This is a genomic window from Allokutzneria multivorans, from assembly GCF_039537405.1.
GTDB classification, from domain to species: Bacteria; Actinomycetota; Actinomycetes; order Mycobacteriales; family Pseudonocardiaceae; genus Allokutzneria; species Allokutzneria multivorans.
In genome coordinates this window covers 58,017-82,711 of record NZ_BAABAL010000016.1, presented here as the reverse complement: position 1 = coordinate 82,711, position 24,695 = coordinate 58,017, and the positions used below count along the sequence as shown (strand labels likewise).

The following is a 24,695-nucleotide window of genomic DNA, read 5'->3' as shown; positions in this document are numbered from 1 at the left end:
AGGCGTTGATCTTGGGGGCCGCCTGGCCCATGGGGTGGTTGCCAAACGCGAAGAAAAGCGGCGTGGGCGGAGGGCCAGGCGCTGTCCGGTAGGTCTTCAACGACGGCAACCTTCGTGGCGCGGCGGGCAGGCCCTTCCTAACCAAAGGTGGCGCGGAGTGCGTCTTCGAGCGGGCCTTCGCCTCGCCAGCACTCCGCGCCGTCCGGCCGGATCAGGATCGCGTCGAAGTCCTCGGAAGCCTTGCCGCGCACCAGGTCCACGCGGTCGGCCCACTGCTCGGGCAACTCGACCGAACCGGTCAGGTCGACCAGCACGCCGCGTCCGGCTCGCAGCAGTTCGGCGAGGCGCGTCGGGCCGTCGTCGGTCACGAGGTCGAAGTCCGGCACGCGGGTCTCGTGGTCCAGGCCGGACATCATGCCCGCGAGCACGCGGTTGGTGTCGGGCAGGCGCATGACGTCGGCGAAGATCTCGCGCAGCGCCCGCACGTCCTCGGAAGGCTTGGGGGCGGCCAGAACCCGCTGCGCCGAGGTGTGGTGCAGCACGCGCGCGGCCTTCGGGTGCCGCTCGTCGTGGTAGGTGTCAAGCAGGCCCTCCGGCGCCCAGCCCGCGATCGTCGCGGCGAGCTTCCAGCCGAGGTTGATCGCGTCCTGCACGCCGAGGTTGAGGCCCTGGCCACCCAGCGGCGAGTGGATGTGCGCCGCGTCGCCGGCGAACAGCACGCGGCCGTGGCGGTACTGCTCCAACTGCCGCGTCGAGTCGCCGAACCGTGAGCGGACGAGGACTTCGGCCAGCGTCGTCGGCTCGCCGTAGAGCGCGGTCAGCGCCTGCTGGATCGCCTCGTCCGACTCCGGCGTGGTGACCTCGTCGAGCTTGCCGAAGGTGAACCGGTACTTGTCGCCGCCCGCCGGGACGAGCATGCCCCAGTAGTTCTCGACCTCCCTGGTCAGCGTGCTCATGTGCCCGGCGGTCGCGGGCACGAGGTCGGACACGGCGGAGAGGCGGAGGTCGGCGAGCACCGCTTTGAACGTGCCCGAGCGCCCCGGGAAGGGCCGGTCGAGCAGCTTGCGGACCGTGCTGTGCGCGCCATCGCAGGCCACGACGTACTCAGCGCGCAGTGTCGTGGCGCTGGTGGTCACCGTGACCCCCGTGTCGTCCTGCTCGACCGCTGTGACCTCGTGCCCGCGCAGCACCTGTGCTCCGCGTGCGGTCGCCGCTTCCTCCAGCACCTCCTCGACTCTCCACTGGGGAATGCCGATCACGTAGGGATTCCTTGTGTTCCAAGGGGTGCAGTCCAACTCGACCGGCAGGCCCGCGAAGTGCCCGCCGACGCTCGGCCGCGCGTTCGCCCGCTCCAGGACTGCGTCCAGCAGGCCCCGCGCGTCCAGCAGCTCCGCCGTGCGCGGCTGGATCGCTCCGCCCTTGGTCTGCTCTAGGCGCTCCGCCAGCCGCTCCACCACGACGACCTCGGCTCCGCCCAGCGCCAGCTCGTGCGCCAGCGTCAACCCCGCCGGACCCGCCCCCACCACGACCACGCTCACGTCCACGCTCACAAAAACTCCCCTCAGTGCAAAAGTAGACTGAGTGCAGATTAACTCCGCTGGCCCGACCCTGTCCACCCCGCGCGGACATCAGCGACCGGGGTTCTCCCGTCTTCAAGACCCCCGAACCCCCACCTCAGCGGTCGCTAACCGCGACAAACCCCGAGCGCACCAAGGCGGTGGGCAACGGCGGGGTTTGCAGGTCTTGAAGACGCCTGAACCCCAGCGCACAGGTGGGTTTGTGGCGGTTACGGACGGCGGAGACCGGGGTTTGCGGGTCTTGAAGACCTCCGAACCCCCGTGTCGGCGGTCGTTCGCTGCCACACACCGCAGGGCGTGCCGAGGGGAGGCGCGCGGGGGTGGACGGATTAGCCTGGGGCGGTGGACCAGCCGACGGGACTGCGCGAGCTGAAGAAGCGGCGCACGCGCGAGGCGATCTCGAACACGGCGATCGAGCTGTTCTTCGAGCACGGCTTCGACCAGGTGTCGATCTCCCGGATCGCCGAGAAGGCCGAGGTCTCGCGACGCACGCTGTTCGCCTACTTCCCCACCAAGGAAGACCTCGTCCTGCACCGGATCGCCGACCACGAGACCGAGAGCGCGCGGGTCGCGCAGGACAACCCGGACGCGCCGCTGGCCGCCCTGCGCGCGCACTTCCTGGACGGCCTCGAGCGCCGCGATCCCATCACCGGGCTCTGCGACGCGCCGGAACCCCTTGCGCTGTACCGGCTTCTGCTCGGCACGCCGTCGTTGGCGGCGCGGATGTTCCAGTTCCGCGAAGTCGGAGAGCAGGCGGTCGCCGAAGCGCTCGCGCAGCGCGTTCCGACGCTGACAGCCCGATTCGCGGCAGCGCAGATCATGGTCGTGCAGTGGCGGCTCTGCGAGGACAACTACGAAGCCGTCGCGGGCGGCACGAGCGCCGACGACGCCTATCCGGCCGCCGTCGAAGCCGCCACGCACGCCTTCGACCTGCTGGAAGCCGGGCTGGGCAGGACGCTCGGGTTCGCATAAGCACAGCCCCCGGCGGACGTCGTGCGCCGAAAGCACTCAGGCACTGCGCGACATGCAGCATTCCCGGTGATCTTCAACGATCTTGTCTTGGAGGACGCGCGCCGGTGTGCCAGCGTCGGTGGTGTGGCCGAGCTGAGGGTGTGGTTGATCCGGCACGGGGAGAGCGAGTCCAACGTGGGCGGACCCAGCTCCACCCCGGGGGAGACGCCGTTGACCCCGATCGGCTTCCGGCAGGCGGTCCGGCTCGCGCGGGCGGTCCCCGAACCGCCGAGCCTCATCGTGACCTCGCCCTACCGCCGCGCCCAGCAGACCGCCCAGCCCGCCGCGGACCGCTTCCCGGACGCGCGCCGCGAGATGTGGCCGGTCGAGGAGTTCACCTACCTCGGCAGCCTCGAAGGGCGCTCCACGACCGTCCAGGAACGCAGACCGCACGTGCAGGCGTACTGGAACCGGGCCGATCCCGAGCTGCGCGACGCCGGGGCCGAGTCCTTCGCCGACCTGGTCACTCGCGCGCGGAACTGCTTGCGGCGCTTGGGAGAACATCGCCCGGGGCCGGTGCTGGTGTTCACCCACGAGGTGTTCGTCAAGTGCGTCATGTGGATGTTGCTGACGCAGCCCGGCGAGCCCGACCGGCGCGCGATGCGCGGCTTCCGGGACTTCCACCTCTCCACCAGGATCGCCAACTGCACGGGGATCGAGCTGCGCTCCACCGAGGGCGAGCGCTTCGACCTGGTGCCGAACCGGGTCGCGTGGAGCACTCCGCCGCACTGAATCCAGGCACAATGGCGGGTATGAGCGAGCCGAAAGAGATCGTCGAGGCCGAACTCGTCGACATCGCGCCCCCGCCCCCGGTGACGCCGCAGTTCGACTACGACGAGGGCGGGGTGCCGACCTTCGACTACGTGCGCGACCGCATCGAGGGCAGGACCGCCACCGCGGCGGGGGCCGCCGAGCTGGACGCGGTGACCGGCGACTCCGCCGACGTGGAGCAGCAGTTCGCCGAGCGCGAGCAGGCCGGGCGCGACCGCCTCGAAGCGATTCGCAGGTCGATGCGTGGCGAGTGATTCGATCGAGGCATTCGGTCGATCTTCGCGGGAGCCGATACCTGTCCGTTGACTTCGACGGAGGTGGTGTTCGGCATGACCCGGTCCCCGTTACCCCAGGGCAAGCTCTTCCTCACCGACTCCGGCCTGGAGACCGACCTCATCTTCAACGAGGGCGTCGACCTGCCGGAGTTCGCGGCGTTCCCGTTGCTGGCCGAGCCGGAGGGCAGGCAGCGGTTGCGCGCGTACTTCCTGCGGCACGTCGCGGTGGCCCGGCGCGCGGGAACCGGCTTCGTGCTGGAGGCCCCGACCTGGCGCGCGAATCCTGACTGGGGCGCGCGCCTCGGCTACGACGCGGCGGCACTGGCCACCGCCAACCGCAACGCCGTCGAACTGCTCGCCGACCTCGCCGAGGCCTACGAGGGCACGGACATGCCGCTCAGCGGTTGCGTCGGCCCGCGAGGTGACGGCTACCGCCCGGACGAGGCGATGACGGCCGAGCAGGCGCAGAGCTACCACCAGGCCCAGGTCGAGGTGTTCGCCGAGGCCGGGGCCGACCTGGTCACCGCGATGACGATGACCACGGTCGCGGAGGGGCTCGGCATCGCGCGGGCGGCGGCACGGGCCGGACTGCCGTCGGTGGTGTCCTTCACCGTGGAGACCGACGGGAACCTGCCGGACGGCACGACCCTCGCCGACGCGGTCGCGGCCGTCGACGCGGACACCCCGCCCGCCCACTTCATGATCAACTGCGCGCATCCCGACCACTTCGCCGAGCGGCTGAGCGGAGCGTGGACCGAGCGCGTGCGCGGCGTGCGCGCCAACGCCTCCCGCCGCAGCCACGCGGAGCTGGACGAGGCCACCGAGCTGGACGCCGGTGATCCCGACGAGCTGGCGCGCGAGTGCGCCCGACTGCGCGAGGTGCTGCCGAACCTGGCCGTGCTCGGCGGGTGCTGCGGGACGGACGTCCGTCACGTCGCCGCGATCGCCGCCGCGCTCTAATCGCTTGCGACGTCCTCCGGCGCCGGATATCCAGTGCTGGGACGACGAAGGAGCACGGGATGACGCCACGGCTGGGTTCGGTGAACGAGTTCTGCTGGATGGACCTCAAGACCCGCGACCCGGCCGGGACCGCCGAGTTCTTCTCGCAGTCCCTGGGCTGGCGTTTCGCCGTGGACGAGCAGGACTGGCGCAAGGCCACCAAGATCACCGTCGGCGGCCATCGGATCGGCGGTGTGAGCGACCTGGCGAATCCGGTCTACCCGCAGGGAACGCCCGCCCACATCGCCTACTACCTGGCCGTCGACGACGTTGACCGCCGCGCCGGAGCGGCGGTGGCGAACGGCGCTCAGCTCCTCCTGCCGCCCTTCGAAGCCGGTGATCAGGGCCGCCTGGCGACGCTGCTCGACCCGTTCGGTGCCGCTTTCTCGCTGTGGCAGCGGCAGAGCTTCGCCGGGTGGACGTTCCCGCCCGGTCTGGCGGGCGCTCCGCACCGCATGGTCCTGGCCTGCGATCAGCCCGACGAGGCCCGCGACTTCTACAGCGCGACGACCGGTACCCCGCAGCGCCACGCGGATTTCGTCGCAGCGCCCGGCCCGGCTGTGTGGGAACTCGTGGTCGCCGGTGCTGGCGTTGGGCGGGTGAGCAGCCCGGAAGGATTGACGTTCCAGGTGCGGTGACGCGGGTTCAGTGCACGAGCAGCACGCCAACGCTTCCCGCCGCAGTCACGCGGAACTGGACGCGGGCGATCCCGACGAGCTGGCGCGCGACTGCGCCCGGCTGCGCGAGGTACTGCCGAACCTGACCGTGCTCGGCGGGTGCTGCGGCACGGACGTCCGTCGCGTCGCCGGATCGCCGCGATCGCCGCCGCGCTCTGAGCCCGGTCCCGCGTGCGCCGCACGGGAGTGTGTCGCAGTTGAAGACCGCGAAGGTGGGGGTTCGGTGGTCTTGAAGACTGGCGAACCCCGGGGACTCGCGGGACGGCGTTCACCAGGTGTTCAAGCGCGCCGTACGTCCGCATTCAGCGGTTGCTGAAGCCCGCTTGCGCGATCGGCGTGTCGGGATGAGGCTGCCACCGTCCCTCCAGGACACTCGGCCACCCACACGAGGGAGGCACCAGATCATGTCCCGACAACTGCACTTCTGCGGAAGCCTGCCGCCCGAGCTGACGACCACCGACGCTGAGATCTCGCGCTGGTTCCTCGACCACGCCGAGCAGCGGCCGGTGACCGCCGTGCCCGCGCGCCAGGACCCGCGCTGGGTGATCGACTACCTGCTGGGTCTCGCCGAGCACAGCGAGGTCATCGAGGTGACCGCGCCCGGCGAGTACGCCGACTACGACGACATGCGCGGCTACCGCGTGCGCAAGGGCGCCGTGCTCAAGCCGGAGCACGTCTCGCACGGCGACGTCGAAGAGACGGTGGCCAAGATCGACGCGTTCAAGGCGCTCGGGCTGGGCGATCAGCGACTGCTGCTCCCGGTGCCGAGCCCGGTCGACCTGTCGCTGTTCAGCTTCGTCGGCCCCAGCTTCCAGAAGGCGATCCCGGCGATCTCCGAAGTGCGCATGGCGCTGAAGCACATGCCCGTGTACACCGACGCGATCGTCGACTACGTCACCAGGGTCACCGAGGCGCGCGGCGACGACGTGCTGTGGCACATCGAGTTCCCCTCGGCGCTCGTCGGCATGTGGAAGGCGCGGATCTCCCCCGGCGGCCCCGCGCTCGCGTCGTCCATGCACAGCAAGTACATCGCGAAGATGCTGGCGCGCTTTCCCAAGCAGGCCAAGACGATCCTGCACCTGTGCTACGGCAACTACAACAACACCGAGGTGTTCGTCCCCAAGGACCTCTCCTGGTCGGTGTCCTACCTCAACAAGCTCGGCCGCGAACTGACCCGCAAGCAGGTCGCGCTGCCGCCCGTGCACATCCCGGTCGCCTTCGGCGCGCACGCGCCCTCGCAGGACGAGGCATTCTACGCGCCGCTCAAGAAGCTGTCGCCGTCGTGGACCAAGCTCATCGCGGGCGTGGTCGCGGAATCCGACGCACCGGCTTCGGTCGCGGCGCTCCGGTTGTTCGAGGCCGCCTCCCGGCGCACCTCCTTCGGCGTCGCGTGCGCGTGCGGGCTCGGCAGGCACACCGTCGAGGCGGCCGAGCGCGCGGCCAAGGCGATGATCGCGGTCGCGGAGGCCGAGCCGCAGAAGTAGTCCACTGTGGACGGCGCCTAATGTGGGTGCGGTGTTCTGGCGGCGCTGCCAGAATCGCCGCACCGCACGTACTCGACCCCACCGGGAGGCGCAGTGTCCACCACCAGAAACGCGATCTCACCGCGACGGGCCGAGAACTTCCCGTCGTGGTACCAGGAGGTCGTGCGCGCCGCCGACCTGGCGTCGATGTCGCACGTGCGCGGCTGCATGGTGATCAGGCCCTGGGGCTACGGGGTGTGGGAGCTGATGCAGCGCGAGCTCGATCGGATGATCAAGGAGCGCGGGCACGACAACGTGTACTTCCCGCTGTTCATCCCGCTCTCCTACATCCAGAAGGAGGCCGAGCACGTCGAGGGCTTCGCCAAGGAGATGGCCGTGGTCACCCACCACCGCCTGGAGAAGCGCGACGGGAAGCTGGTGCCCGCCGCGCCCTTGGAGGAGCCCCTGGTGGTGCGGCCGACCTCGGAGACGATCATCGGCGAGTCCATGGCGGAGTGGGTGCAGTCCTACCGCGACCTGCCGTTGAAGCTCAACCAGTGGGCCAACGTGGTGCGCTGGGAGATGCGGCCCCGGGTGTTGTTGCGCACCACGGAGTTCCTGTGGCAGGAGGGCCACACCGCGCACGCCGACGAGGCCGAGGCGGTGGAGGAGACCCTGGAGATGCACAGGGTCTACGAGAGCTTCGCCCGCGACTGGCTGGCGATGCCCGTGGTGGCCGGGGAGAAGTCGCCGACCGAGCGCTTCCCCGGCGCGAAGCAGACCTTCACCATCGAGGCGATGATGCAGGACGGCAAGGCGGTGCAGGCCGGGACCTCGCACTACCTCGGGCAGAACTTCGCGCGCTCGGCCGGGATCGACTTCACCGACACCGACGGCGAGCGCAAGCACGCCTACACCACCTCGTGGGGCGCTTCGACGCGCTTGGTCGGGGCGCTGGTGATGACCCACGGCGACGACGACGGGCTGTGCGTGCCCCCGGCCGTCGCGCCGCAGCAGATCGTGATCGTGCCGATGCTGCGCGGGGAGGACGTCGACTCCGAAGTTCTCGACTACGCAAGGGAAATCGCGGCCGACCTGCGCGGGAAGTCCACCCGCTTCGGGCCGCTGCGCGTGCACGTGGACGAGCGCGCCACGCGGCCCTCGGACAAGAAGTGGCAGTGGATCAAGCGCGGCGCTCCGCTGCTCGTCGAGGTCGGCGCGCGCGACGCCACCGCGAGCGTGGTCAGCTACCGCAACCGCTTCTCCCATGCCAAGCAGGTGCAGAAGCCGTTCGCGGAGTTCGTCGCGGGAGCGTGCGAGGAGCTGGAAGCGTTGCAGGACAAGCTCTTGGCTCAGGCTCAGCAGCGGCTCGACGAGAACATCCGCCGCGACATCATCACGCGCGCCGACGCGGAGGTCTTCTTCAAGCAGGAGCGCGCCGGGTTCGCCCTCGCGGGCTGGTGCGGTGAGCAGGACTGCGAGACCGGCTTGAAGGCGCTCGGCGTGACCATCCGCTGCCTGCCGACGCACCTCACCGCCGACGCCTCGACCTGCCTGCCGTGCGGACAGGCCTCGCGGCACTCGGTGATCTGGGGCCTGTCGTACTGACAAGCGACTTCGCCCCTGGTCGAAACCTCGAAACGAGGGCAACCCAGGACTTCGCGACAGCGTCTTCGCTGGTGAAAGCACTTCTCTGATCCCTAGTAGGAGAACGAATGCACAGGCGTCTCGCGCTCTGCGCCGCCGCTGCGGCCTCGGTCGCGCTGCTCATGGGCGGCACCGCCGCCATGGCCAACCCGGCCCCGGCCTCCGGGTCCGTGGAGGCGGAGTTCGGCGCGTACTTCCCGGCCGCGCTGAAGGCCCGCATCGCCAAGGCGCAGAAGTACGCCGAGAGCCGCCCCGGCGTGACCGGCATCGTCGTGCGGGACCGGCTGACCGGGGCCGTGTGGCGCAACGCCGCCGCGGGCACCCACGCGTGGGCGTGCTCGACCCCGAAGCTCGCGATGGTCGTGGACCTGTTGCTGCGCAACGACTCCGGCGCGGTCAAGCTGACCGCAGAGGACCGCGAGCTGATCCACAAGATGCTCAACTCCAGCGACGACGACGCCGCGCACACGCTGTGGAAGCGCTACGGCGGCGAGGCCGAGTTCGCCAAGCGCTTCCCGCTCTACGGCATGACCGACATGAAGTTCACCGACGCGCACCCGCACCACTGGGGCTGGATCCTCACCACGCCGAACGACCTGGACCGCCTGGTCAACTACGTGCTGGAGAAGCTGCCCGCCAAGCACCGCGCCTACATCGTCAAGGAGATGCGCGCGGTCGACCCCAACCAGCAGTGGGGCGTGTGGGGCGCGGGCGCGAAGGCCCAGCCCGGCAACAAGAACGGCTGGTCCGACGACAACGACGACGGCTCGTGGATCATGAACTCGGTCGGCTTCGTCGGCCCGCGCGAGCGCTACACCGTCGCGATCATGAGCAATACCATGGTGATCCAGGACGGCTTCAACGTCGGCAAGGAGACCACCACCAAGGTCAGCGAGCTGCTCTTCGGCGGCTACTTCGGCTAGGGCGTCGTTGGGGGTTGGGGTGTCTTCAAGACCCCCCAACCCCGCTCTCGATCATCGTTAACCACCACAAACCCGGCAATCCGCGCGGGTTTGTCGTTGTTGAAGACCGCTGGGGCGGGGGTTTGTGGGTCTTGAAGACCTGCGAACCCGGCCGGGGCTAGCTCACGCCGAGTTCGACCCGGGCGCACGCGCGCACCTCGTCCAGCGCCGCCAGCGTCGCCAGGTACGGCTCACGGGCGCTGGTGTCGCGGGGCTTGGAGTCCAGGCCGACGCGCTGGTCGTGCTTGAGCACCGTGCGCGCCGCGAACATGAAGTCGAAGGACGTCGCCCGGAACTCGCGAACCCGCCGGTGCACGTCGCCGCTCCAGCACAGGCTGGCGGCGACGTGCTCGGCCGGCACCTGGCCGCCGCCCCACACCCAGTCCTCCACCGTCACCAGCGCGCGCTTGCGCAACTGCTCGTCCGCCGTCTGGCAGGCGCTCCAGACCTCCTCCACCGTGCGCTCCAGCACGTGCGCCCAGCGGGCCAGGTCGTCGTAGACCTCGCGCAGATCGCGGCGCCCGTCCTGCTCCCGCACGGCGTCGAGGAAGGCCTGGTGCTGCCGCCCCGACAGTTCCATGTGGACGGTGATCTGGCGTTCCAGCACCGCCACGTCCTGCCGGGACCTCCAGCGCGAGACCAGGACTCCCAGTGCGATTCCGGAGCTGAGCAGGAGGGCGACGACCACGGCCGTCTGCACATCGAACGCCACATGATCATTTTGTCACGGCGCGGACGTAGCGTTCGCCGAGGGCTCGGACGTGCTCGACCAGCCCAGGTGGCTCGGTGACGTGGAAGTCGAGGCCGAGCATGCCGACGTAGACCGCGATGATCTCCAAGCTGTCCCCGCCCGTCACGAGCACGCAGCTCGATTCGTCCACCGCCTCGACCACACCGACAGCGGCGTTGATCCGCTCCAGCACGTCCTGCGCGGGCGCGAGCACGGTGACCCGCACGTGCACCTTCCAGCCCGCGGAAGCCACGTCGCGCAGCACGAAGCTCGTGTAGTCCTCGCCGGGGAACGGAGTCGGCTTGAAGCGGCGGTGGGTCGCCATCCGCAGCGAGATCCAGTCGACCCGGTACGTGTGCCAGTCGCCGGTCTCCGGCCCTCGCGCGACGAGGTACCAGTGCCGTTCCCAGCTCACCAAGCGATACGGCTCCACCAGCACCGGCCAGTCCCCGAACGGGGCAGAGGCGTCGTTGCGCTGAGGCGTTTCGTCCTCGCGATCCGGTGCCCTGTAATCGAAACGGAGCATCTCCGAGTCCCGGATCGCCGCCGCGATGGTCGCCAGCACGGCCGCGTCCACCACCGGATCTTCCACGTTGGTGCCAGTGTTCGCGGGCCCTTCTGACACCGCGTCGTGCAATGCGGTCACCTGCCGCCGCAACCGGTGCGGCAGCACCTGTTCGAGCTTCGACAGGGCCCGCGCGGAGCTGTCCTCGATCCCCGCGACCCCGCGTCCGGCACGCAGGCCGATCGCCACCGCAACCGCTTCCTCGTCGTCGAGCAGCAACGGCGGCAGCTTCGCCCCCGCGCCCATGCGGTAGTACCCGGCGGGCCCGCGCACGGCCTCGATCGGATAGCCCAGCTCGCGCAGCCGGTCGATGTCGTTGCGGATCGTCCGCCCGCTCACGTCCAGGCGTTCTGCCAGCTCAGAGCCCGGCCATGCGGGTCGTGACTGCAACAGCGCCAGCAGGGCGAGCAGCCGAGAAGCGGTTTCCAGCACGAGGCCGATTGTATAGGAACCTAATGTGCCTATACGGGTTCTACTGTCCTTCTCATGACGAACAGCAGCGAGATCCGCCCCTTCCGCATCGAGGTCCCCCAGGTCGAGCTGGACGACCTCACCGAGCGCCTCGCCCGCACGAGGCTGCCGCGCCCGGCCCCCACCGACGACTGGGAGTACGGCACCCCGAACAGCTACCTCAGCGAGACGGTCGACCACTGGCGGACCAAGTTCGACTGGAGCGCGCAGGAAGCCCGGATGAACGAGTTCCCCCACCACCTCACCGAGATCGACGGGCAGAACGTCCACTTCATCCACGTTCCGTCCAAAGAGGACAATGCGACTCCGTTGCTGCTGCTGCACACCTACCCGGGTTCCTTCGTCGACTTCCTCGACCTGATCGGCCCGCTCACCGACCCGGTCGCGCACGGCGGTGACGCCGCCGACGCGTTCTCCGTCGTGGTGCCGTCGATCCCCGGTTTCGGCTACAGCACGCCGCTCGTCGGGCGCGGCTGGACCATGCGCAAGGTCGCCGAGACCTTCGACAAGCTGATGCGGCGCCTCGGCTACGACTCCTACGGCTCGCACGGCAGCGACGGCGGCGCGATGATCTCCCGCGAGCTCGGGCTGATGGAGCCGGAGGGCTTCCTCGGACTGCACGTGCTGCAGCTGTTCTCCTTCCCCTCGGGCGATCCGGCCGAGTTCGAGAAGCTGGAGCCGAAGGACTACGCCGCGCTCCAGCACCTGGAGTGGTTCCAGTCCGTCGGCGGCTACAACCAGATGAACGCGACGCGCCCGCAGACCATCGGTGCCGCCGTCGCCGACTCGCCGGTCGGGCAGCTCGCGTACAGCGAACTGTTCAACAACTTCGGCGACGGGTCGAGCCTGCTCACGACGGACCAGATCCTGACCCAGGTTTCCCTGTACTGGTTCACCAACACCCAGGCGACCGCTGGCCGCTACCACTTCGAAGAGGGCCGCGCGGGCCACGAACCGGCCGTGAACGCCTCGCGCACCGGCGTCGCGGTCTTCGCCGACGACTTCAAGACGATCCGGGCCTTCGCCGAGCGGGACAACTCCACCATCGTGCACTGGTCGGAGTTTCCCGACGGCGGGCACTTCGCGGCGATGGAGCGCCCGGACGTCCTCGCCCAGGACCTGCGGACGTTCTTCCGCGCCTGACCCACCCTCTCGGCCACCTGTCACGAAGACAGGTGGCCGAGTAGTAGTTTCACTGACGATCGAGGGGAGTTGGCGGAGTGGCGCGTCTTCATGTCGGCTGCGCGATGTGGAACCACAAGGCGTGGTCCGGGCGCTTCGTGCGGCCCACCAAGGACCGCCTGCGCGCCTACGCCGGCTGGTGCAACGCCGTCGAGGGCAACACCACCTTCTACGCGACTCCCGCGCGGAGCACCGTCGAGACCTGGGCGCAGCAGACCGATCCCGACTTCCGCTTCGTGCTCAAGCTGCCCAAGGTCGTCACGCACGAGCGCCGCTTCGCCGGTGTCGAGGTCGAGATGCGGGCGTTCCTGGACGCGATCGAACCCCTCGGCGACCGGGCGGTCCTCTGGACGCAGCTGCCCGGCTCGTTCAGCCCCGCCGACGTCGAGGCCCTTCGCCGCTTCCTGCGCAGGCTCCCCATCACCCTCCGGCGCGCCGTGGAGGTTCGCCACCCCGACTTCTTCACCGACGCGGGCTCAGCTTCGCGTCTGGAGGCAGCGCTCGCGGACGCGGACGCCGAGTGGGTTCCGTTCGACACCACCGTCCTGTTCCAGACCCCGCCGACCAGCGAGGCCGAGCAGGAGGCCTGGGGCAAGAAACCGCGACTGCCACGCCGAATGCGGGCGCTGACCGACCAGCCCGTCGTCCGCTACATGGGCCGCGACTCCGTTGCGGAAACCGTCGAGGGCTGGCGGCCGTGGGCCACGACCGTCGCCGACTGGCTGCACGAAGGCCGCTCCCCCACGGTTTTCTTGCACACCCCCGACAACTGCGACGCCCCCGCGCTCGCCCGCCGCTTCCACGACGACGTGCGGGCTCTTGTCCCCGACCTCGACCCGCTGCCCGAGCCGGAACCCATCGAGCCCGCGACCCTGTTCTGAGCCGTGGTGGCCGGGCTCAGCTCCAGCACGAGGGCTGCCAGGCCAGCGCTGACGGGAGCAGCTCGTGCGGCAGTACTCCATCGCGATTTCCTTGACGACCTCACGAGAAACGACAGCGTTCGCCGGGAAGAAGATGCCCCCTCAGATTTCTGGGGCGCCGATGAGCGGTGTCGGGTTCTGCGATTGGAGAACCTCCGCGCCTTCACCAAAACGAACAAGATGCGCCGCAGCCAGCTTTCCAGAAGCTTCGGTCCCCAAACCCATCTGATGCCCGGGACAGCAACCATCGGAGCACGGTCGATCCGAGGTGTAGATCGTGACGAGGTCGTCCCAGAACCGCCCGCTCAGCGCGTCGTCGATGAGAACTTCAGCCTCCCCGAGAGACTCGGCGAAGGAGAACTTCCGCTGAACGATCGCGGTAACGACGATCACGGCCGCGCCTTCCTTCGACGATGACGCACGTGAACCATCACCTCCGAGGTTCGAAGGTCTTCAAGACCACCAAACCCCCTTCTCGATCATCGTCAACCGCTGCACACCTCACGCCGCACAGCGGTCTAGACCCGCATGGACGGCTGCCACCGCACGGACTCCGGGCGTTGTCCCGTCGCGACGAACTCCGTCACCGCGACGCGGATGGTCTCGATCGGCAGCGCGGCCTCCCGACCGAAGACACTGTCGGCGGCGGCGTCGAACAGCAACTCGGGCGCCGCGTCGGAGGGCTCGGGGTTCAGGGTTTCCCACGCTTGCACGGCGTCCGGGTTCTCCGTGATGAAGTGCAGCGCCCCCCACCCGTTGGCCGGATCAGTGGACACCTTGAGCTGGTGGCCGGGATACCCCTCCTCTCCGTCGTCTTCCTCGGACGTGCACGGGCGATCCCAGAGGTAGAGCAACGTCGGCCAGTCCGGATGCACCACGTCCACCGCCTGCCGCACCAGCGCGGTGATCTCCTCCGAGGAACGCGCGTAGCGCATGTGGTTGTCCAGCACGGCGGACAACACGGCTTCGACACGACTGGTCACGAATCGGCCCGCCCTTCGATGATCTTCGGCTGATCGGAGTCGGGTTCCCACACTACGAGCGTGGACCCGATCGGGAGGATGGCACCCACAGCTCGGAAGCACCTGAACCTGCCTCTGCACATCGGGGCCGTGAGCACCACGACCGCGAAGGTGATGTTCTCCTGGCGCATCCGGTACGCGCCCTTGGTCTCAACGTGCTTGGCCACACCGGGCTTGAACCCGTTCGACATCTGCGGGAACAGCGGTGAGGCGATCAGCAACTGGTCGATCGCGTCGGTCTCCTCCGTGCTGGCACTGCCGCTGAGCGCCGGAACACCCAGTCCTTCGGCGGTGAACCAGGTCCCCATCGTCTGCCTCGAACCCTTGGTCGGGCACGGCATCGTGCGCCGGATGTTCTCCGCCCACACAGGTTCGAGCGTGCGGACGAGAGCGTGTCCGTCCCAGCGTGACGGATGCGGCACGCGCGCGGTGTCGACCGCCGTGGAGGGCGTCCCTGCCGCGCTGGTGATCGTGGGATCGACGTCGTCGGGAAAGACCTCCGCCCGGTACAGATCGATCTGCTCCTCGCACAGGTGCAGCTGGTCAGCCGCGTCGGCGAAGTCCTGGGCGGCGGAACCCAAGAGGCCGAGGGCATCGTGCAGCGAATGGTTCTCGGCATTGGTGCCGTTGTCGGCAACCGCGTGCACACGAGGTCGGATCTCATCGCGAATCCGCCGGGCCAGCTCGCGCAGCCCTTCCTGCGGCAGTTCTCGCGGGATCACCCGGAGCGTGGCGATGATCGCGGCGAGCGGGCTCACGGCCACGTCGCACCACCCACGGCTTCCTCCGAGCACGTGGCCGCGCGGTGAAGCCGATCCATTCCCTCGCCGATCTTGCGCACGGCCTCGGCGGCGTAGGCGATGGCCGTGGCGGGCTCGTGACGCCTGGTCCCCGCCCAGGCAACGCTGAGACGCGCGCCCGCGTCCTCAACCGCTTCTCGGTAGGTGTTCGCCTCTCCGCCCAACTGGCGCACGGCCGATGCCATCTCACGCAGTACTGGCCCATCGGATTCCACGGTTCCCCCCTGCACTGGTCCCGCCATCACGATGACCGCGCACACCGACAACGAGCCGCACCTCCACCCGCTCCCTTGGGCATTTGCAGCAAGTACGCCGTCTTACACACCGAGGTGTTCTAGAGAACCGCACCGTCCGGTCCACAGTGGACGGTCTTCCGGGATCGGGAAATCGACCCCGGGGCGCTTGCGGGTGGCGCTACGGTGCTGGGCGTGATCGTGGTTTCCCGGGGGTTTCTCGCCGCGCTGGTGATGGGCGTGATCGCGACGGTCATCGCGGCGGCTCCGGCGACGGTGCTGGTGGGCGAGGACGTGCGCGGCTCGGCGGACGTGGACTGGCAGCCGGTGCTGGTGGCGGCGGTGGTCGCGGTGGTCGGCGCCCTGGTCTGCATGGGCCTGCGCGCGGTGTCGACCCGCAGGTACCTCGAAAGGGCCGCCGCCACCCGTGAAGTCCGGTGGTCTCCGGCGTTCGCCTACACGCTCGTGATCTGGCTGTTGCTGGTGAGCGCGGGCGGCTTCGCCTTCGGCTCGTACCTGGTGTTCCAGTCGGCGGACGCGCCGGTCGAGCCGGGCTCCTACCGCGACAACCTGACCAAGTACCCGTTGCCGTTGCTGTTCATCGGCGCCGCGCTGGTGGCTATCGGCTGCGCGGGGTACGCGGCGCTGAAGTACCGGCGCAGCAACGAGTTCCCCGTCTTGGAGGAGCTGGGCATCGCGCGCGTGGTCACGCCGCCCGGCAAGCTGCCCAAGGCGGAGGCGTTCAAGGTCCGCACCAGGTTCTGGATCGAGGGCGTGATCATCGACGGTCTCGCGTTCGCCAGCGGGATCGTGCCCCGCCTGCTCAACGGGGAGAAGCCGGCCGACGACGAGCTGCCCAAGGGCCTCATCAGCATCATCGGCGGCCCCGGGATCATCAGTTTCGCCTTGCTGGTGGCCATGTTCCTGCTCGGCTGGCCCGCGCGCTCCTCCGCGTTGGACGCGTTGCGCCAGCCGTCCTCGCTGGCGGCGATCGGCATGACCGGCCTCGGTTTCGCCATCGGGGACCAGAACCAGCTGGCTGGCAGCATCCTCGCTACCGCTGGCGTGATCCTGGCTTCCGCGACGTGCCTCAACATCATGGATCGCGGTTCGCAGCCGTGGCTCGGTTTCGTGTACTTCATCGGCACCTACCTGCTCGGCTACTTCATGGGCCAGAGCGGAGATCCCGCGCTGCCAGAGGGTTTCAGCGGCTGGGCGCTGGCCATCGGCGGAGCGGTCTTCGCCGCACGCGAGGGCCGCGAGCACTGGCGAAAGTGGGCGGCGCTGGAACCGCTGCGCGAAACGCCTAACGCAGGCTGAGCGCGGCGGCGATCCAGGCCTCGCTCACGCCGGTGTCGTTCAGCTCGGATTGCGGGTCGGCGTTGATGGTGGCCATCAGCGACAGGTAGCTCCCCAGCAAGCCGGTGAAGCCGGACACGGCGTGCTCGACGTAGCGATCGGCGGCGCTCTCGGGATCGGGATTGATCATCGATTCCCGTAGCCCGACGACGTCCTCGACGTCGGCGAGCCCGGCGATCGAGGCGAGCAGGCGCTCAGCGATCTCCTTCGCCTGCGCGGAATCCGGCGACAGCCCGGAGCGCTCCGCCGCCGCGGCCTCCACCTCGATCAGCCGGTGCTCCTCGATGCGCGCCAACCGCGACGGCGAGGTCAGCTCGACGGCACGGGGCGAAGCGAAACTGGAGTGGAAGAACTCGCGGACAGCATCACGAAAAGCCTTGTCCTGCACCAGGTCTGCCAGTTCGATCCACGCCTGGAGCTGCTCGGTGCTGGGCTCCTCCGGCAGGTGCGGGCGCATCCCGTGCAGCTGCTCGACGAAGGCGGGGTGGACGGCGAGGCCGTCGGTGACCTCGTTCCAGAACAGGTCGAGAAGCTGGTTGCGCTCGTCGTCGGACAGAGAAACGAGGCTGTGCATGAGTTTCACCCGATCAGTCGTGGTGGGTTGGTTGACGATGGTGTGCAGGACGGCCCTTCTGGCGCGCAGGTCGCGCAGCTGGCGCTCGACGAGGTCGAGATGGGCCGAGGCGAGTTCGTGCAGGCTCAGCTCCTCGGCCAGAAGCGCGCGGATGTCGGTGAGCCCGGCGCCCAGATCGCGCATGGTGCGGACGAGTTCGAGCCGCGCGATGGCGTCGACGTCGTAGAGCCGGTGCCCTGCGCCGGTCTGCTCGGTGGGCGCGATGACCCCGGCGTCGGCGTAGAACCTGATCGCGCTGACGCTCAGGCCGGTCCGCCGTGCCGCGTCTCCGATGGAGTACAGCTCGGTGTTGTTCATGGAGACCACTGTGGAGCCTCAAGTCGCTTGAGGCGCAAGCCCGGCTTGCTATTACTAGACCAGTCTATATAGTTACTGGCATGGCACCCCGAGGCGCGACGCGGCAGCGCATCCTGGAGACCGCGCGCACCCTGTTCCGGCGGCAGGGCTACCACGCGACCGGTCTCAACCAGGTCCTCGACGAGGGCGCGGCCCCCAAGGGCTCGCTGTACTTCCACTTCCCCGGCGGCAAGGAGCAGCTGGCGGTGGAGGCGGTGCGGCTGTCCGCGACCGAGCTGCGCGCCGCCGTCGACCTGCTCATCGAGACCACGCCGAACACCGCCGCCGCGCTGCGCGCATCCGCGGAGCTGCTCGGTGGCTTGCTGGAGCAGTCCGACTTCCAGGACGGTTGCCCGATCTCCACCGTGGCGCTCGAAGCCGCGGCGGGCAGCGACGCGATCCGTCAGGCGTGCGCCGAGGGCTACCGGTCCTGGGTCGAGCTGATCGCCGGACGACTGCGCGCGGACGGGGTCGCGGAGCCCGAGGAGCTGGCCACGTTCGCGGTCTCGGCCATCGAGGGCGCGCTGCTGCTGGCCAAGGTGCAGCGCGACATCACTCCCCTGCGCCGCGTCGCGGCCAGGCTAGCCACCATGATCGAGGAGACGACGGCATGACCGGACTGCGCGCGCACCACATCAACTGCGGCACTCTGCACCCGCCGAGCACACGCGTCGTGCACGGCGAAGGCAGCCTGTTCGGGCGCGCGACGATGGTGTGCCACTGCCTGCTCGTCGAGACCGACGACGGCTTGGTGCTCGTCGACACCGGGCTCGGCATGGACGACGTCCAAGACCCCAAAGCCACGCTCAGCGCGGTGTTCCGCACGGTGACGCGTCCCGTGCTCGACCCGGAGGAGACCGCGCTGCGCCAGGTCCAGCGGCTCGGCCACAAGCCCGAGGACGTGCGGCACATCGTGCTGACGCACCTCGACGTCGACCACGCGGGTGGGCTGCGCGACTTCCCCTGGGCCAAGGTGCACGTGCACCAGGTCGAGCACCAGCGCGCGCTCAACCCCGTCGGCTCCGAGAAACAGCGGTACATCGGCAAGCAGTGGGCGCACGGCCCCGACTGGCAGACCTACACCGAGTCCGGCGATCGGTGGTTCGGTTTCGGAGCCGTGCGCCAGCTCAACGGCCTGCCGCCGGAGATCCTGCTCGTACCGCTCGCCGGGCACAGCCACGGGCACACCGCCGTTGCCGTGGACACCGGCGAGAAGTGGTTGCTGCACGCGGGAGACGCGTACATGTTCCACGGCGAGACCGACCCCGTGCGCCCGCGCTCAACCCCAGGCTTGGCGGCGTTCCAGAACCTGATGCAGGTCGACGGCCTCGCTCGCCGCGAGAACCAGCGACGGTTGCGCGAGCTGCGCGCGAACCACGGCGACGAGGTCGAGATCTTCTCCGCGCACGACCACTCCGAGCTGGCCGCTTACCTCTAGCCGGAACCCTTCGCGGTCCCGTGCCGTTGCTCGGGGGTGAGGACTCAACGCTGGCCGTGGATCGTCGTCGCCGTGGTCGTCCTGCTCCTGGGCGCGGGCACCACCGTGGTCCTCGCGTTCCCCTCGGTCGCCGCGACCGCGTGCCCGCAGTGCTTCGGGCTGGCGCGGGTTGAGGACGGGCTCTACGCCGAACGCGATGTGTCCGAGGCGGATCGGCAGCGCCTCATCGCGTTGTACCGCGAGGCGAACCAGCGCGTCACCGAGTTCTACGGCGGGCGCGAAGGCAGTCCGACCGTGCTCGCGTGCTTCACCGCTGAGTGCTACCGGCGCATCGGTGGCGGCGGCGAACGCGGTGTGGCGGTGCGCAACCAGGCGGTGATGCTGTCGCCTCGCGGGCTCGACCCCGTGATCGCCTCGCACGAGCTGTCCCACGTCGAACTCCACGCGCGCCTGGATTCGCCTGTGCCCCAGTGGTTCGACGAGGGCCTTGCCGTCCTGGTCTCCGACGACCCCCGCCACCTGCTGCCGCGCTCCGCCGCAAACCGTTGCCGCGTAAGCACTTCGGAGCCGCTGCCGCAGACGCTGGACGAGTGGCTGCGCGCCGCCAGCGCCGATGAGCAGATGTACGCCAAGGCCGCTTGCCGCGTGCACCGCTGGGCCGAAGCGCACGGCGGACGTCAGGCGGTCCTCGACCTCATCACCCGCATGAACAACGGCCGCCCCTTCGACGCCGCCTAGGTTCCCCAGTCTTCAAGTGCACAGTGCGTCATCGGCTTCTCGAACACGCGAAGCACCGAGGACGATCGTTGAGCGGGCTTCCCGGTTCTGCCTCGATCGTGGGCGTCCCACACCGGCCTGTCCTGAACACGAAACCCAGCACGTCCGTCATCTGGGTGCCACCCCGCATGTCGTGCACGTACTCGTCCCGGAGCAGTGCGCCCGGTCGCCAAGTGGTCGCCGCCGTCGCCTTCATCCCGCCTCCAGCCTGTGAACAGCACCTCGTGACTGGAGACTCCTCGGGAACGCGGCCCCAGCGAGCCGACGGTGAGCATTTCGAGAATTTCTCAATAGATTCCACTCAGCTGGAGGATCGCTGGGCGCTCTTGGATGCCGCACGATCAGCATCAGCTCGAAAGCCGAGCACCCAGGCACAGGGAGCGATCGTGAAGCTGACCCATCTCGGCACCGAGTCCGGATCGAGCGGCTGTCCGGCCGCCTTCGCGACCGACCGCGGCACCTTTGTCATCCAGGGCTGGAGGGTCACCGACGAGGACGCGCTCGCGGAGCTGCATCGGCGCGGGTTTCCTGACCACGAGACGGCCGTGGAGATCCCGGCAGCCCTCCTCAAGCACCTGCCGTTGGACAACGCCTGATGGCCACGCGAGTCGACCGGGAGGGCTTCCAGTCGCTCTTCGCCAACTGGACGTCGTCGGCGTGGCGCTTGGAGACACAGTTCGTCTACCACGAGCCGGACGAGGTCGAGCCATTGCGGCGGTTCCTCGAAGGTGCGCTCGACCTCGACTGGCTCGCGGAGTGGCTCGACCGGATCCGTGGCTGGCGCGCGCAGGGACGAACCTTCGAGCGCGTTCGCGTGCTGACCGAGCCGTTGACCGACTACCTGCGGTTCGAAATGGCGATCACCCCGCCCGCCGTCGAAGCGGGCGAGGACATCCGGTTGCTCTCGGCGACCGCGGCGAAAAGCCTGGCGCTCGGCACCCGTGACTTCTGGCTCTTCGACGACAAGATCCTGGTGCTGATGGACTTCGATGCCAACGGCGTGTGCGGTGCCGAAGTGATCACCGAACCGGATGAGGTGGTTCACTACCGTGCGATCCGCGACCGTGCATGGGCGCACGCAGTGCCAGCGGAGGAGTACCGGGCAACGCAGGTGCAGAGGGGACCGTGACAAGCGACTTCGAGAAGCGGCGATTCGAGTTCGGCAAACAGCTGCGCGCGCTGCTCGGCCGTGAGCAGTTCAAGGACTTCGCCACGCGGCTGGGGTGGAACGCCTCGAAGGTCAGCAAGATCGCCACGGGCAAGCAGACACCGTCGGACGCGGACTTGGCGGCATGGCTGCGCGCGGTCAACGCGCCGAGATCGCTGATCATCAAGCTCACCAAGGAACTGACCGACCTGCAGCTGGAGCAGGTCGAATGGCGCGCGGAACTGCGAGCCGGTCACCGAGCCCGCCAGGAGGACCTGTCCAGGTCCGAAGCAGGTGCCGAGCTGATCCGCGCGGTCGACATCATGTGCGTACCGGGCCTGCTCCAGACAGCGGACTACGCGCGGGCGATCTTCGCCACGCAGGCCGATCTGCTGGAGGTCCCCGCTGGCGACCTCGATGACGCGGTCCGCGCGCGAATGCGGCGGCAGCAGGTCCTCTACAGCGGCCAACGAGTGGAAATCCTGCTCGCGCAGGCATCCCTGGCGAACCCCGTGTGCTCGGCGAGCCAGATGCGCGTCCAGGTCGACCGGCTGCTGTCGATGATCGGTCTGCCCAACGTCCGTCTCGGGATCATCCCGCTGTGGAGCACGCTGCCGAACCTGCTGCCGCACGGGTTCTGGGTGATCGACGACGTGGTGCTCGTCGAGACGGTGACCGCTGAGCACAGGATCACGGACCCCGAACAGGTCACCGTCTACAACCGGCTGGCCGACCGGCTCTGGGACTCGGCAGCGGAGAACGACGCCGCTCGCGCGGCGCTGGCCGAAACGTCGGCCCGCTGGGCCTCCAGCTGAGATCATGTCGGCGTTCGTCCGGCGGGAGGGTCGCCGGGAGCGGGTTCGGGGACGGGGTGGCCGCGGTGTCGGTGGACGTGGGGCGCGTGGTCGGCGGGCGGTACCGGCTGGTCGCCGAGCTGGGCTCGGGCGGTTTCGGGCGGGTGTGGCGCGCGCACGACGAGACCCTGGGCGTCGACGTGGCGGTCAAGGAGATGCGCATGCCGTCGGGGTTGTCCCAGGCGGAGCAGGACGAGCGGCTCGCGCGGGCCGTGCGCGAGGCCCGCAACGCGGCTCGTCTGCGCAATCACGAGAACATCGTGGCGATCTACGACGCCGTCACCGACGACGGCCGCCCCTGGATCGTCATGGAACTGGTCGAGGGACTGTCGCTGGCCGAGCACGTCGCGGCCCACGGTCCACTGTCGACGGACATGGCGGCCAAGCTCGCGAAGGCTCTGCTGAGCGCGGTCGGCGCGGCGCACCAGGAAGGTCTGGTGCACCGCGACGTCAAACCGGCCAACGTGATGATCACCGACGGCGGCAAGGTGCTGCTCACCGATTTCGGGACGGCGGTCCACCACACCGACACCGCGCTCACCGCGACCGGGATGTTCATCGGTTCACTGGAGTACCTGGCGCCGGAGCGGTTGCGCACCGACGGGCTCCCCGCCAGCGACCTGTACTCCGTCGGCGTGACCGTCTACCAGGCCGTCGAGGGCACGTCGCCGTTCCGCCGCGACTCCCCGGAAGGCACGCTCGCCGCGCTCCTGCTGGGCGAGGTCCCTCCGCCGAGCCGAGCCGGCGAGCTGACGGAGCTCATCACGCGGTTGCTGGACAAGGACCCGGACGCGCGGCCGACCGTCTCCGAGGCCATGGCCATGATCGACGGCGCCGACCGCACCGAGATCCTGAAGAAACCGAGTCCCGAGCCGATCACCAAGCCGGAACAGGGCCTGAAGCAGCGGCTGCCCGCCGCCGTCTCCGCGATGCTGATGGCGCTCGTCGTCGCCATCGGCTTCGTCGGCCTCTGGTACTCCGGTTACAGCATCGGCGATACCGGTTGGCAGTACTTCACTCTGGATCCGACCGACGACACCGGCGGCTTCGTGACGACCGTGGTGCAGCTCATCTCTGTGCTCGGCGCGGGCGTGGTGTGCGCCGAACTCACCAGGTTCCTGCCGGTCGCGTTTCGCCTCACCGCGTTCCTCATCGGCGGCGCGGCAACCGTCTACGCCTTCCACGGCGTCGCCTACATGGTGTGGTCCACCGACCGGTACGGGTGGGAGCCGACGGAGACCGGGTTCATGACGGTCACCGGGATCGTGCTCGCCGCAGCGGGCTTGGCCTGGGCCGCGCGGAGAACGTCGCGGCCCAGGTCCTGAAGCCTCAGTCGGTGCCCGCCTCCATGGCGGCGCTGTCGAGCAGCAGCAGCTCGTCGTCGGGGGCCTCGCCCCGGGAGGCGATGGCCTCGGCGCCGCCCTCGGGCATGGCGCCGATCAGCCCGGTGGAGGCGGCCTGCGCGGCCCCGATCAGCGTCGGGTGCTGCCTGCCGACCATGCCGAGCCCGGCGTACTGCTCCAGCTTGGCGCGCGAGTCGGCGATGTCGAGGTTGCGCATGGTCAGCTGGCCGATCCGGTCGACCGGGCCGAACGCGGAGTCCTCGGTGCGCTCCATCGACAGCTTGTCCGGGTGGTAGCTGAACGCGGGCCCGGAGGTGTTGAGGATCGAGTAGTCCTCACCGCGCCGCAGCCGCAGCGTCACCTCGCCGGTGACGGCGGTGCCGACCCAGCGCTGCAGCGACTCGCGCAGCATCAGCGCCTGCGGGTCCAGCCAGCGGCCCTCGTACATGAGCCTGCCGAGCTTGCGGCCCTCGTTGTGGTAGCTGGCGAGGGTGTCCTCGTTGTGGATGGCGTTGACCAGCCGCTCGTAGGCGGCGTGCAGCAGCGCCATGCCGGGGGCCTCGTAGATGCCCCGGCTCTTGGCCTCGATGATCCGGTTCTCGATCTGGTCGGACATGCCCATGCCGTGCCGCCCGCCGATGGCGTTGGCCTCCAGCACGAGGTCAACGGCCGTCTCGAAGCTCTTGCCGTTGATGGTGGCGGGACGGCCCTGCTCGAAGCCGATCGTCACGTCCTCGGTGGCGATCTCCACGGACGGGTCCCAGAACCGCACGCCCATGATCGGCTCGACGATCTCGATACCGGTGTCGAGGTGTTCGAGGGTCTTGGCCTCGTGCGTGGCGCCCCAGATGTTGGCGTCGGTGGAGTACGCCTTCTCGGTGCTGTCCCGGTAGGGCAGGCCGTGCGCGACGAGCCACTCCGACATCTCGGTGCGGCCACCGAGCTCGCTGACGAACGCCGCGTCCAGCCACGGCTTGTAGATCCGCAGCGAGGGGTTGGCGAGCAGGCCGTAGCGGTAGAACCGCTCGATGTCGTTGCCCTTGAAGGTGGAGCCGTCGCCCCAGATCTGCACGTTGTCGTCGAGCATCGCGCGCACCAGCAGGGTGCCGGTGACCGCGCGGCCGAGCGGGGTGGTGTTGAAGTACGTGCGACCGCCGGTGCGGATGTGGAAGGCGCCACAGGCCAGCGCCGCGAGGCCCTCTTCGACCAGTGCGGCGCGGCAGTCGACCAAGCGCGCGATCTCCGCGCCGTAGGCGGTGGCGCGGCCGGGCACCGAGGCGATGTCGGGCTCGTCGTACTGGCCGATGTCTGCGGTGTAGGTGCAGGGCACCGCGCCCTTCTCGCGCATCCACGCGACAGCAACCGACGTGTCGAGGCCGCCGGAGAAGGCGATGCCGACACGTTCACCGACAGGCAGGGAAGTAAGCACCTTGGACACGAGGTGAAGTATATGCACACGACCGCATGGTCATGCAAAACATTACTCGTTGGTGCGCCCTGTG

27 protein-coding genes are annotated in these 24,695 nt (G+C 69.2%); 18 read left to right on the top strand and 9 right to left on the bottom strand.

The features are described 5' to 3' along the window. Positions 1–137: 137 nt before the first annotated feature. Positions 138–1,550 (bottom strand): FAD-dependent oxidoreductase, encoded by a 1,413-nt coding sequence (locus tag ABD798_RS19805; RefSeq protein WP_344876916.1) that lies wholly within the window; start codon positions 1,548–1,550, stop codon positions 138–140. A 369-nt stretch (positions 1,551–1,919) separates the two neighbouring features. Between ABD798_RS19805 and ABD798_RS19800 the strand changes: the two genes are divergently transcribed. The 8 genes from ABD798_RS19800 to ABD798_RS19765 all read left to right on the top strand — a co-directional run bounded on the left by ABD798_RS19800 (position 1,920) and on the right by ABD798_RS19765 (position 9,343). Further along, on the top strand, positions 1,920–2,549 hold the full coding sequence (locus ABD798_RS19800; RefSeq protein ID WP_344876914.1) for a TetR/AcrR family transcriptional regulator: 630 nt from the start codon (positions 1,920–1,922) through the stop codon (positions 2,547–2,549). 123 nt (positions 2,550–2,672) lie between these two features. After that, positions 2,673–3,320, top strand: a complete 648-nt coding sequence (locus tag ABD798_RS19795) for a histidine phosphatase family protein (RefSeq protein WP_344876912.1) — start codon at positions 2,673–2,675, stop codon at positions 3,318–3,320. A gap of 20 nt (positions 3,321–3,340) precedes the next feature. Then, positions 3,341–3,613, top strand: coding sequence for a hypothetical protein (locus ABD798_RS19790; protein WP_344876910.1), 273 nt, complete (start codon positions 3,341–3,343; stop codon positions 3,611–3,613). Between the two features lie 75 nt (positions 3,614–3,688). Beyond that, a complete protein-coding gene (locus ABD798_RS19785; protein WP_344876908.1) occupies positions 3,689–4,594 on the top strand; it encodes a homocysteine S-methyltransferase family protein in 906 nt (301 codons plus the stop codon). 59 nt (positions 4,595–4,653) lie between these two features. Beyond that, positions 4,654–5,271, top strand: coding sequence for a VOC family protein (locus ABD798_RS19780; RefSeq protein WP_344876906.1), 618 nt, complete (start codon positions 4,654–4,656; stop codon positions 5,269–5,271). Between the two features lie 443 nt (positions 5,272–5,714). Next, entirely contained in the window at positions 5,715–6,794 is a 1,080-nt protein-coding gene (locus tag ABD798_RS19775) for a hypothetical protein (protein WP_344876904.1), read from the top strand. A gap of 93 nt (positions 6,795–6,887) precedes the next feature. Further along, entirely contained in the window at positions 6,888–8,381 is a 1,494-nt protein-coding gene (gene proS / locus ABD798_RS19770) for a proline--tRNA ligase (protein WP_344876902.1), read from the top strand. Between the two features lie 179 nt (positions 8,382–8,560). Then, positions 8,561–9,343, top strand: a complete 783-nt coding sequence (locus ABD798_RS19765; protein WP_425549246.1) for a serine hydrolase — start codon at positions 8,561–8,563, stop codon at positions 9,341–9,343. A 157-nt stretch (positions 9,344–9,500) separates the two neighbouring features. Here the strand turns inward: ABD798_RS19765 and ABD798_RS19760 are convergent, their stop codons facing one another. Together ABD798_RS19760 and ABD798_RS19755 are read right to left on the bottom strand one after the other, a co-directional pair. Continuing rightward, a complete protein-coding gene (locus ABD798_RS19760) occupies positions 9,501–10,094 on the bottom strand; it encodes a hypothetical protein (RefSeq protein ID WP_344876898.1) in 594 nt (197 codons plus the stop codon). 4 nt (positions 10,095–10,098) lie between these two features. Next, entirely contained in the window at positions 10,099–11,109 is a 1,011-nt protein-coding gene (locus ABD798_RS19755) for a helix-turn-helix transcriptional regulator (protein ID WP_344876896.1), read from the bottom strand. A gap of 54 nt (positions 11,110–11,163) precedes the next feature. Here ABD798_RS19755 and ABD798_RS19750 point away from each other — a divergent pair, with 54 nt between their 5' ends. Continuing rightward, the gene (locus ABD798_RS19750; RefSeq protein ID WP_344876894.1) at positions 11,164–12,291 is read left to right on the top strand and encodes an epoxide hydrolase family protein; all 1,128 of its coding nucleotides are present in this window, start codon (positions 11,164–11,166) and stop codon (positions 12,289–12,291) included. A gap of 104 nt (positions 12,292–12,395) precedes the next feature. Further along, entirely contained in the window at positions 12,396–13,211 is an 816-nt protein-coding gene (locus ABD798_RS19745; protein ID WP_344877405.1) for a DUF72 domain-containing protein, read from the top strand. Positions 13,212–13,352: 141 nt separating this feature from the next. Here the strand turns inward: ABD798_RS19745 and ABD798_RS19740 are convergent, their stop codons facing one another. The 4 genes from ABD798_RS19740 to ABD798_RS19725 all read right to left on the bottom strand — a co-directional run bounded on the left by ABD798_RS19740 (position 13,353) and on the right by ABD798_RS19725 (position 15,287). After that, on the bottom strand, positions 13,353–13,643 hold the full coding sequence (locus tag ABD798_RS19740; RefSeq protein WP_344876893.1) for a hypothetical protein: 291 nt from the start codon (positions 13,641–13,643) through the stop codon (positions 13,353–13,355). Positions 13,644–13,768: 125 nt separating this feature from the next. After that, positions 13,769–14,233 carry an Imm1 family immunity protein gene (locus ABD798_RS19735; RefSeq protein WP_344876892.1) on the bottom strand — a complete coding sequence of 155 codons (465 nt, stop codon included), beginning with the start codon at positions 14,231–14,233 and terminating at the stop codon, positions 13,769–13,771. After that, a complete protein-coding gene (locus ABD798_RS19730; protein WP_344876891.1) occupies positions 14,230–15,036 on the bottom strand; it encodes a DddA-like double-stranded DNA deaminase toxin in 807 nt (268 codons plus the stop codon). Before ABD798_RS19730 ends, ABD798_RS19735 begins: the two co-directional genes overlap by 4 nt. Then, a complete protein-coding gene (locus tag ABD798_RS19725; RefSeq protein WP_344876889.1) occupies positions 15,027–15,287 on the bottom strand; it encodes a hypothetical protein in 261 nt (86 codons plus the stop codon). Before ABD798_RS19725 ends, ABD798_RS19730 begins: the two co-directional genes overlap by 10 nt. A gap of 213 nt (positions 15,288–15,500) precedes the next feature. Between ABD798_RS19725 and ABD798_RS19720 the strand changes: the two genes are divergently transcribed. Further along, positions 15,501–16,625: a hypothetical protein gene (locus ABD798_RS19720; RefSeq protein ID WP_344876887.1), complete on the top strand. Its 1,125-nt coding sequence runs from the start codon at positions 15,501–15,503 to the stop codon at positions 16,623–16,625. Here ABD798_RS19720 and ABD798_RS19715 read toward each other — a convergent pair. Further along, entirely contained in the window at positions 16,612–17,595 is a 984-nt protein-coding gene (locus ABD798_RS19715; RefSeq protein WP_344876885.1) for a helix-turn-helix domain-containing protein, read from the bottom strand. The genes ABD798_RS19720 and ABD798_RS19715 overlap by 14 nt on opposite strands. 80 nt (positions 17,596–17,675) lie before the next feature. Here ABD798_RS19715 and ABD798_RS19710 point away from each other — a divergent pair, with 80 nt between their 5' ends. The 7 genes from ABD798_RS19710 to ABD798_RS19680 all read left to right on the top strand — a co-directional run bounded on the left by ABD798_RS19710 (position 17,676) and on the right by ABD798_RS19680 (position 23,175). Then, the gene (locus tag ABD798_RS19710) at positions 17,676–18,248 is read left to right on the top strand and encodes a TetR/AcrR family transcriptional regulator (protein ID WP_344876883.1); all 573 of its coding nucleotides are present in this window, start codon (positions 17,676–17,678) and stop codon (positions 18,246–18,248) included. A 5-nt stretch (positions 18,249–18,253) separates the two neighbouring features. After that, entirely contained in the window at positions 18,254–19,072 is an 819-nt protein-coding gene (locus tag ABD798_RS19705; protein WP_344877403.1) for an MBL fold metallo-hydrolase, read from the top strand. Between the two features lie 72 nt (positions 19,073–19,144). Beyond that, a complete protein-coding gene (locus ABD798_RS19700) occupies positions 19,145–19,810 on the top strand; it encodes a hypothetical protein (RefSeq protein ID WP_344876881.1) in 666 nt (221 codons plus the stop codon). A gap of 425 nt (positions 19,811–20,235) precedes the next feature. Continuing rightward, positions 20,236–20,445, top strand: coding sequence for a hypothetical protein (locus ABD798_RS19695; protein WP_344876879.1), 210 nt, complete (start codon positions 20,236–20,238; stop codon positions 20,443–20,445). Next, positions 20,445–20,978: a DUF6879 family protein gene (locus tag ABD798_RS19690; protein ID WP_344876878.1), complete on the top strand. Its 534-nt coding sequence runs from the start codon at positions 20,445–20,447 to the stop codon at positions 20,976–20,978. The genes ABD798_RS19695 and ABD798_RS19690 overlap by 1 nt, the downstream gene beginning before the upstream one ends. Then, complete coding sequence (locus ABD798_RS19685; RefSeq protein WP_344876876.1) at positions 20,975–21,811, top strand: helix-turn-helix domain-containing protein; 837 nt, start codon at positions 20,975–20,977, stop codon at positions 21,809–21,811. The genes ABD798_RS19690 and ABD798_RS19685 overlap by 4 nt, the downstream gene beginning before the upstream one ends. A gap of 65 nt (positions 21,812–21,876) precedes the next feature. After that, positions 21,877–23,175, top strand: a complete 1,299-nt coding sequence (locus tag ABD798_RS19680; RefSeq protein WP_344876874.1) for a serine/threonine-protein kinase — start codon at positions 21,877–21,879, stop codon at positions 23,173–23,175. A 4-nt stretch (positions 23,176–23,179) separates the two neighbouring features. Here the strand turns inward: ABD798_RS19680 and argG are convergent, their stop codons facing one another. After that, a complete protein-coding gene (gene argG, locus ABD798_RS19675) occupies positions 23,180–24,631 on the bottom strand; it encodes an argininosuccinate synthase (RefSeq protein WP_344876872.1) in 1,452 nt (483 codons plus the stop codon). Positions 24,632–24,695: the final 64 nt, after the last annotated feature.

Bases quoted from the DNA above. Each gene is read 5' to 3' on its own strand.
- ABD798_RS19790 (WP_344876910.1), top strand. From the start codon at position 3,341: ATGAGCGAGCCGAAAGAGATCGTCGAGGCCGAACTCGTCGACATCGCG.
- ABD798_RS19785 (WP_344876908.1), top strand. From the start codon at position 3,689: ATGACCCGGTCCCCGTTACCCCAGGGCAAGCTCTTCCTCACCGACTCC.
- ABD798_RS19780 (WP_344876906.1), top strand. From the start codon at position 4,654: ATGACGCCACGGCTGGGTTCGGTGAACGAGTTCTGCTGGATGGACCTC.
- ABD798_RS19775 (WP_344876904.1), top strand. From the start codon at position 5,715: ATGTCCCGACAACTGCACTTCTGCGGAAGCCTGCCGCCCGAGCTGACG.
- ABD798_RS19765 (WP_425549246.1), top strand. From the start codon at position 8,561: ATGGCCAACCCGGCCCCGGCCTCCGGGTCCGTGGAGGCGGAGTTCGGC.
- ABD798_RS19750 (WP_344876894.1), top strand. From the start codon at position 11,164: ATGACGAACAGCAGCGAGATCCGCCCCTTCCGCATCGAGGTCCCCCAG.
- ABD798_RS19745 (WP_344877405.1), top strand. From the start codon at position 12,396: ATGTGGAACCACAAGGCGTGGTCCGGGCGCTTCGTGCGGCCCACCAAG.
- ABD798_RS19715 (WP_344876885.1), bottom strand. From the start codon at position 17,595: ATGAACAACACCGAGCTGTACTCCATCGGAGACGCGGCACGGCGGACC.
- ABD798_RS19710 (WP_344876883.1), top strand. From the start codon at position 17,676: ATGGCACCCCGAGGCGCGACGCGGCAGCGCATCCTGGAGACCGCGCGC.
- ABD798_RS19690 (WP_344876878.1), top strand. From the start codon at position 20,445: ATGGCCACGCGAGTCGACCGGGAGGGCTTCCAGTCGCTCTTCGCCAAC.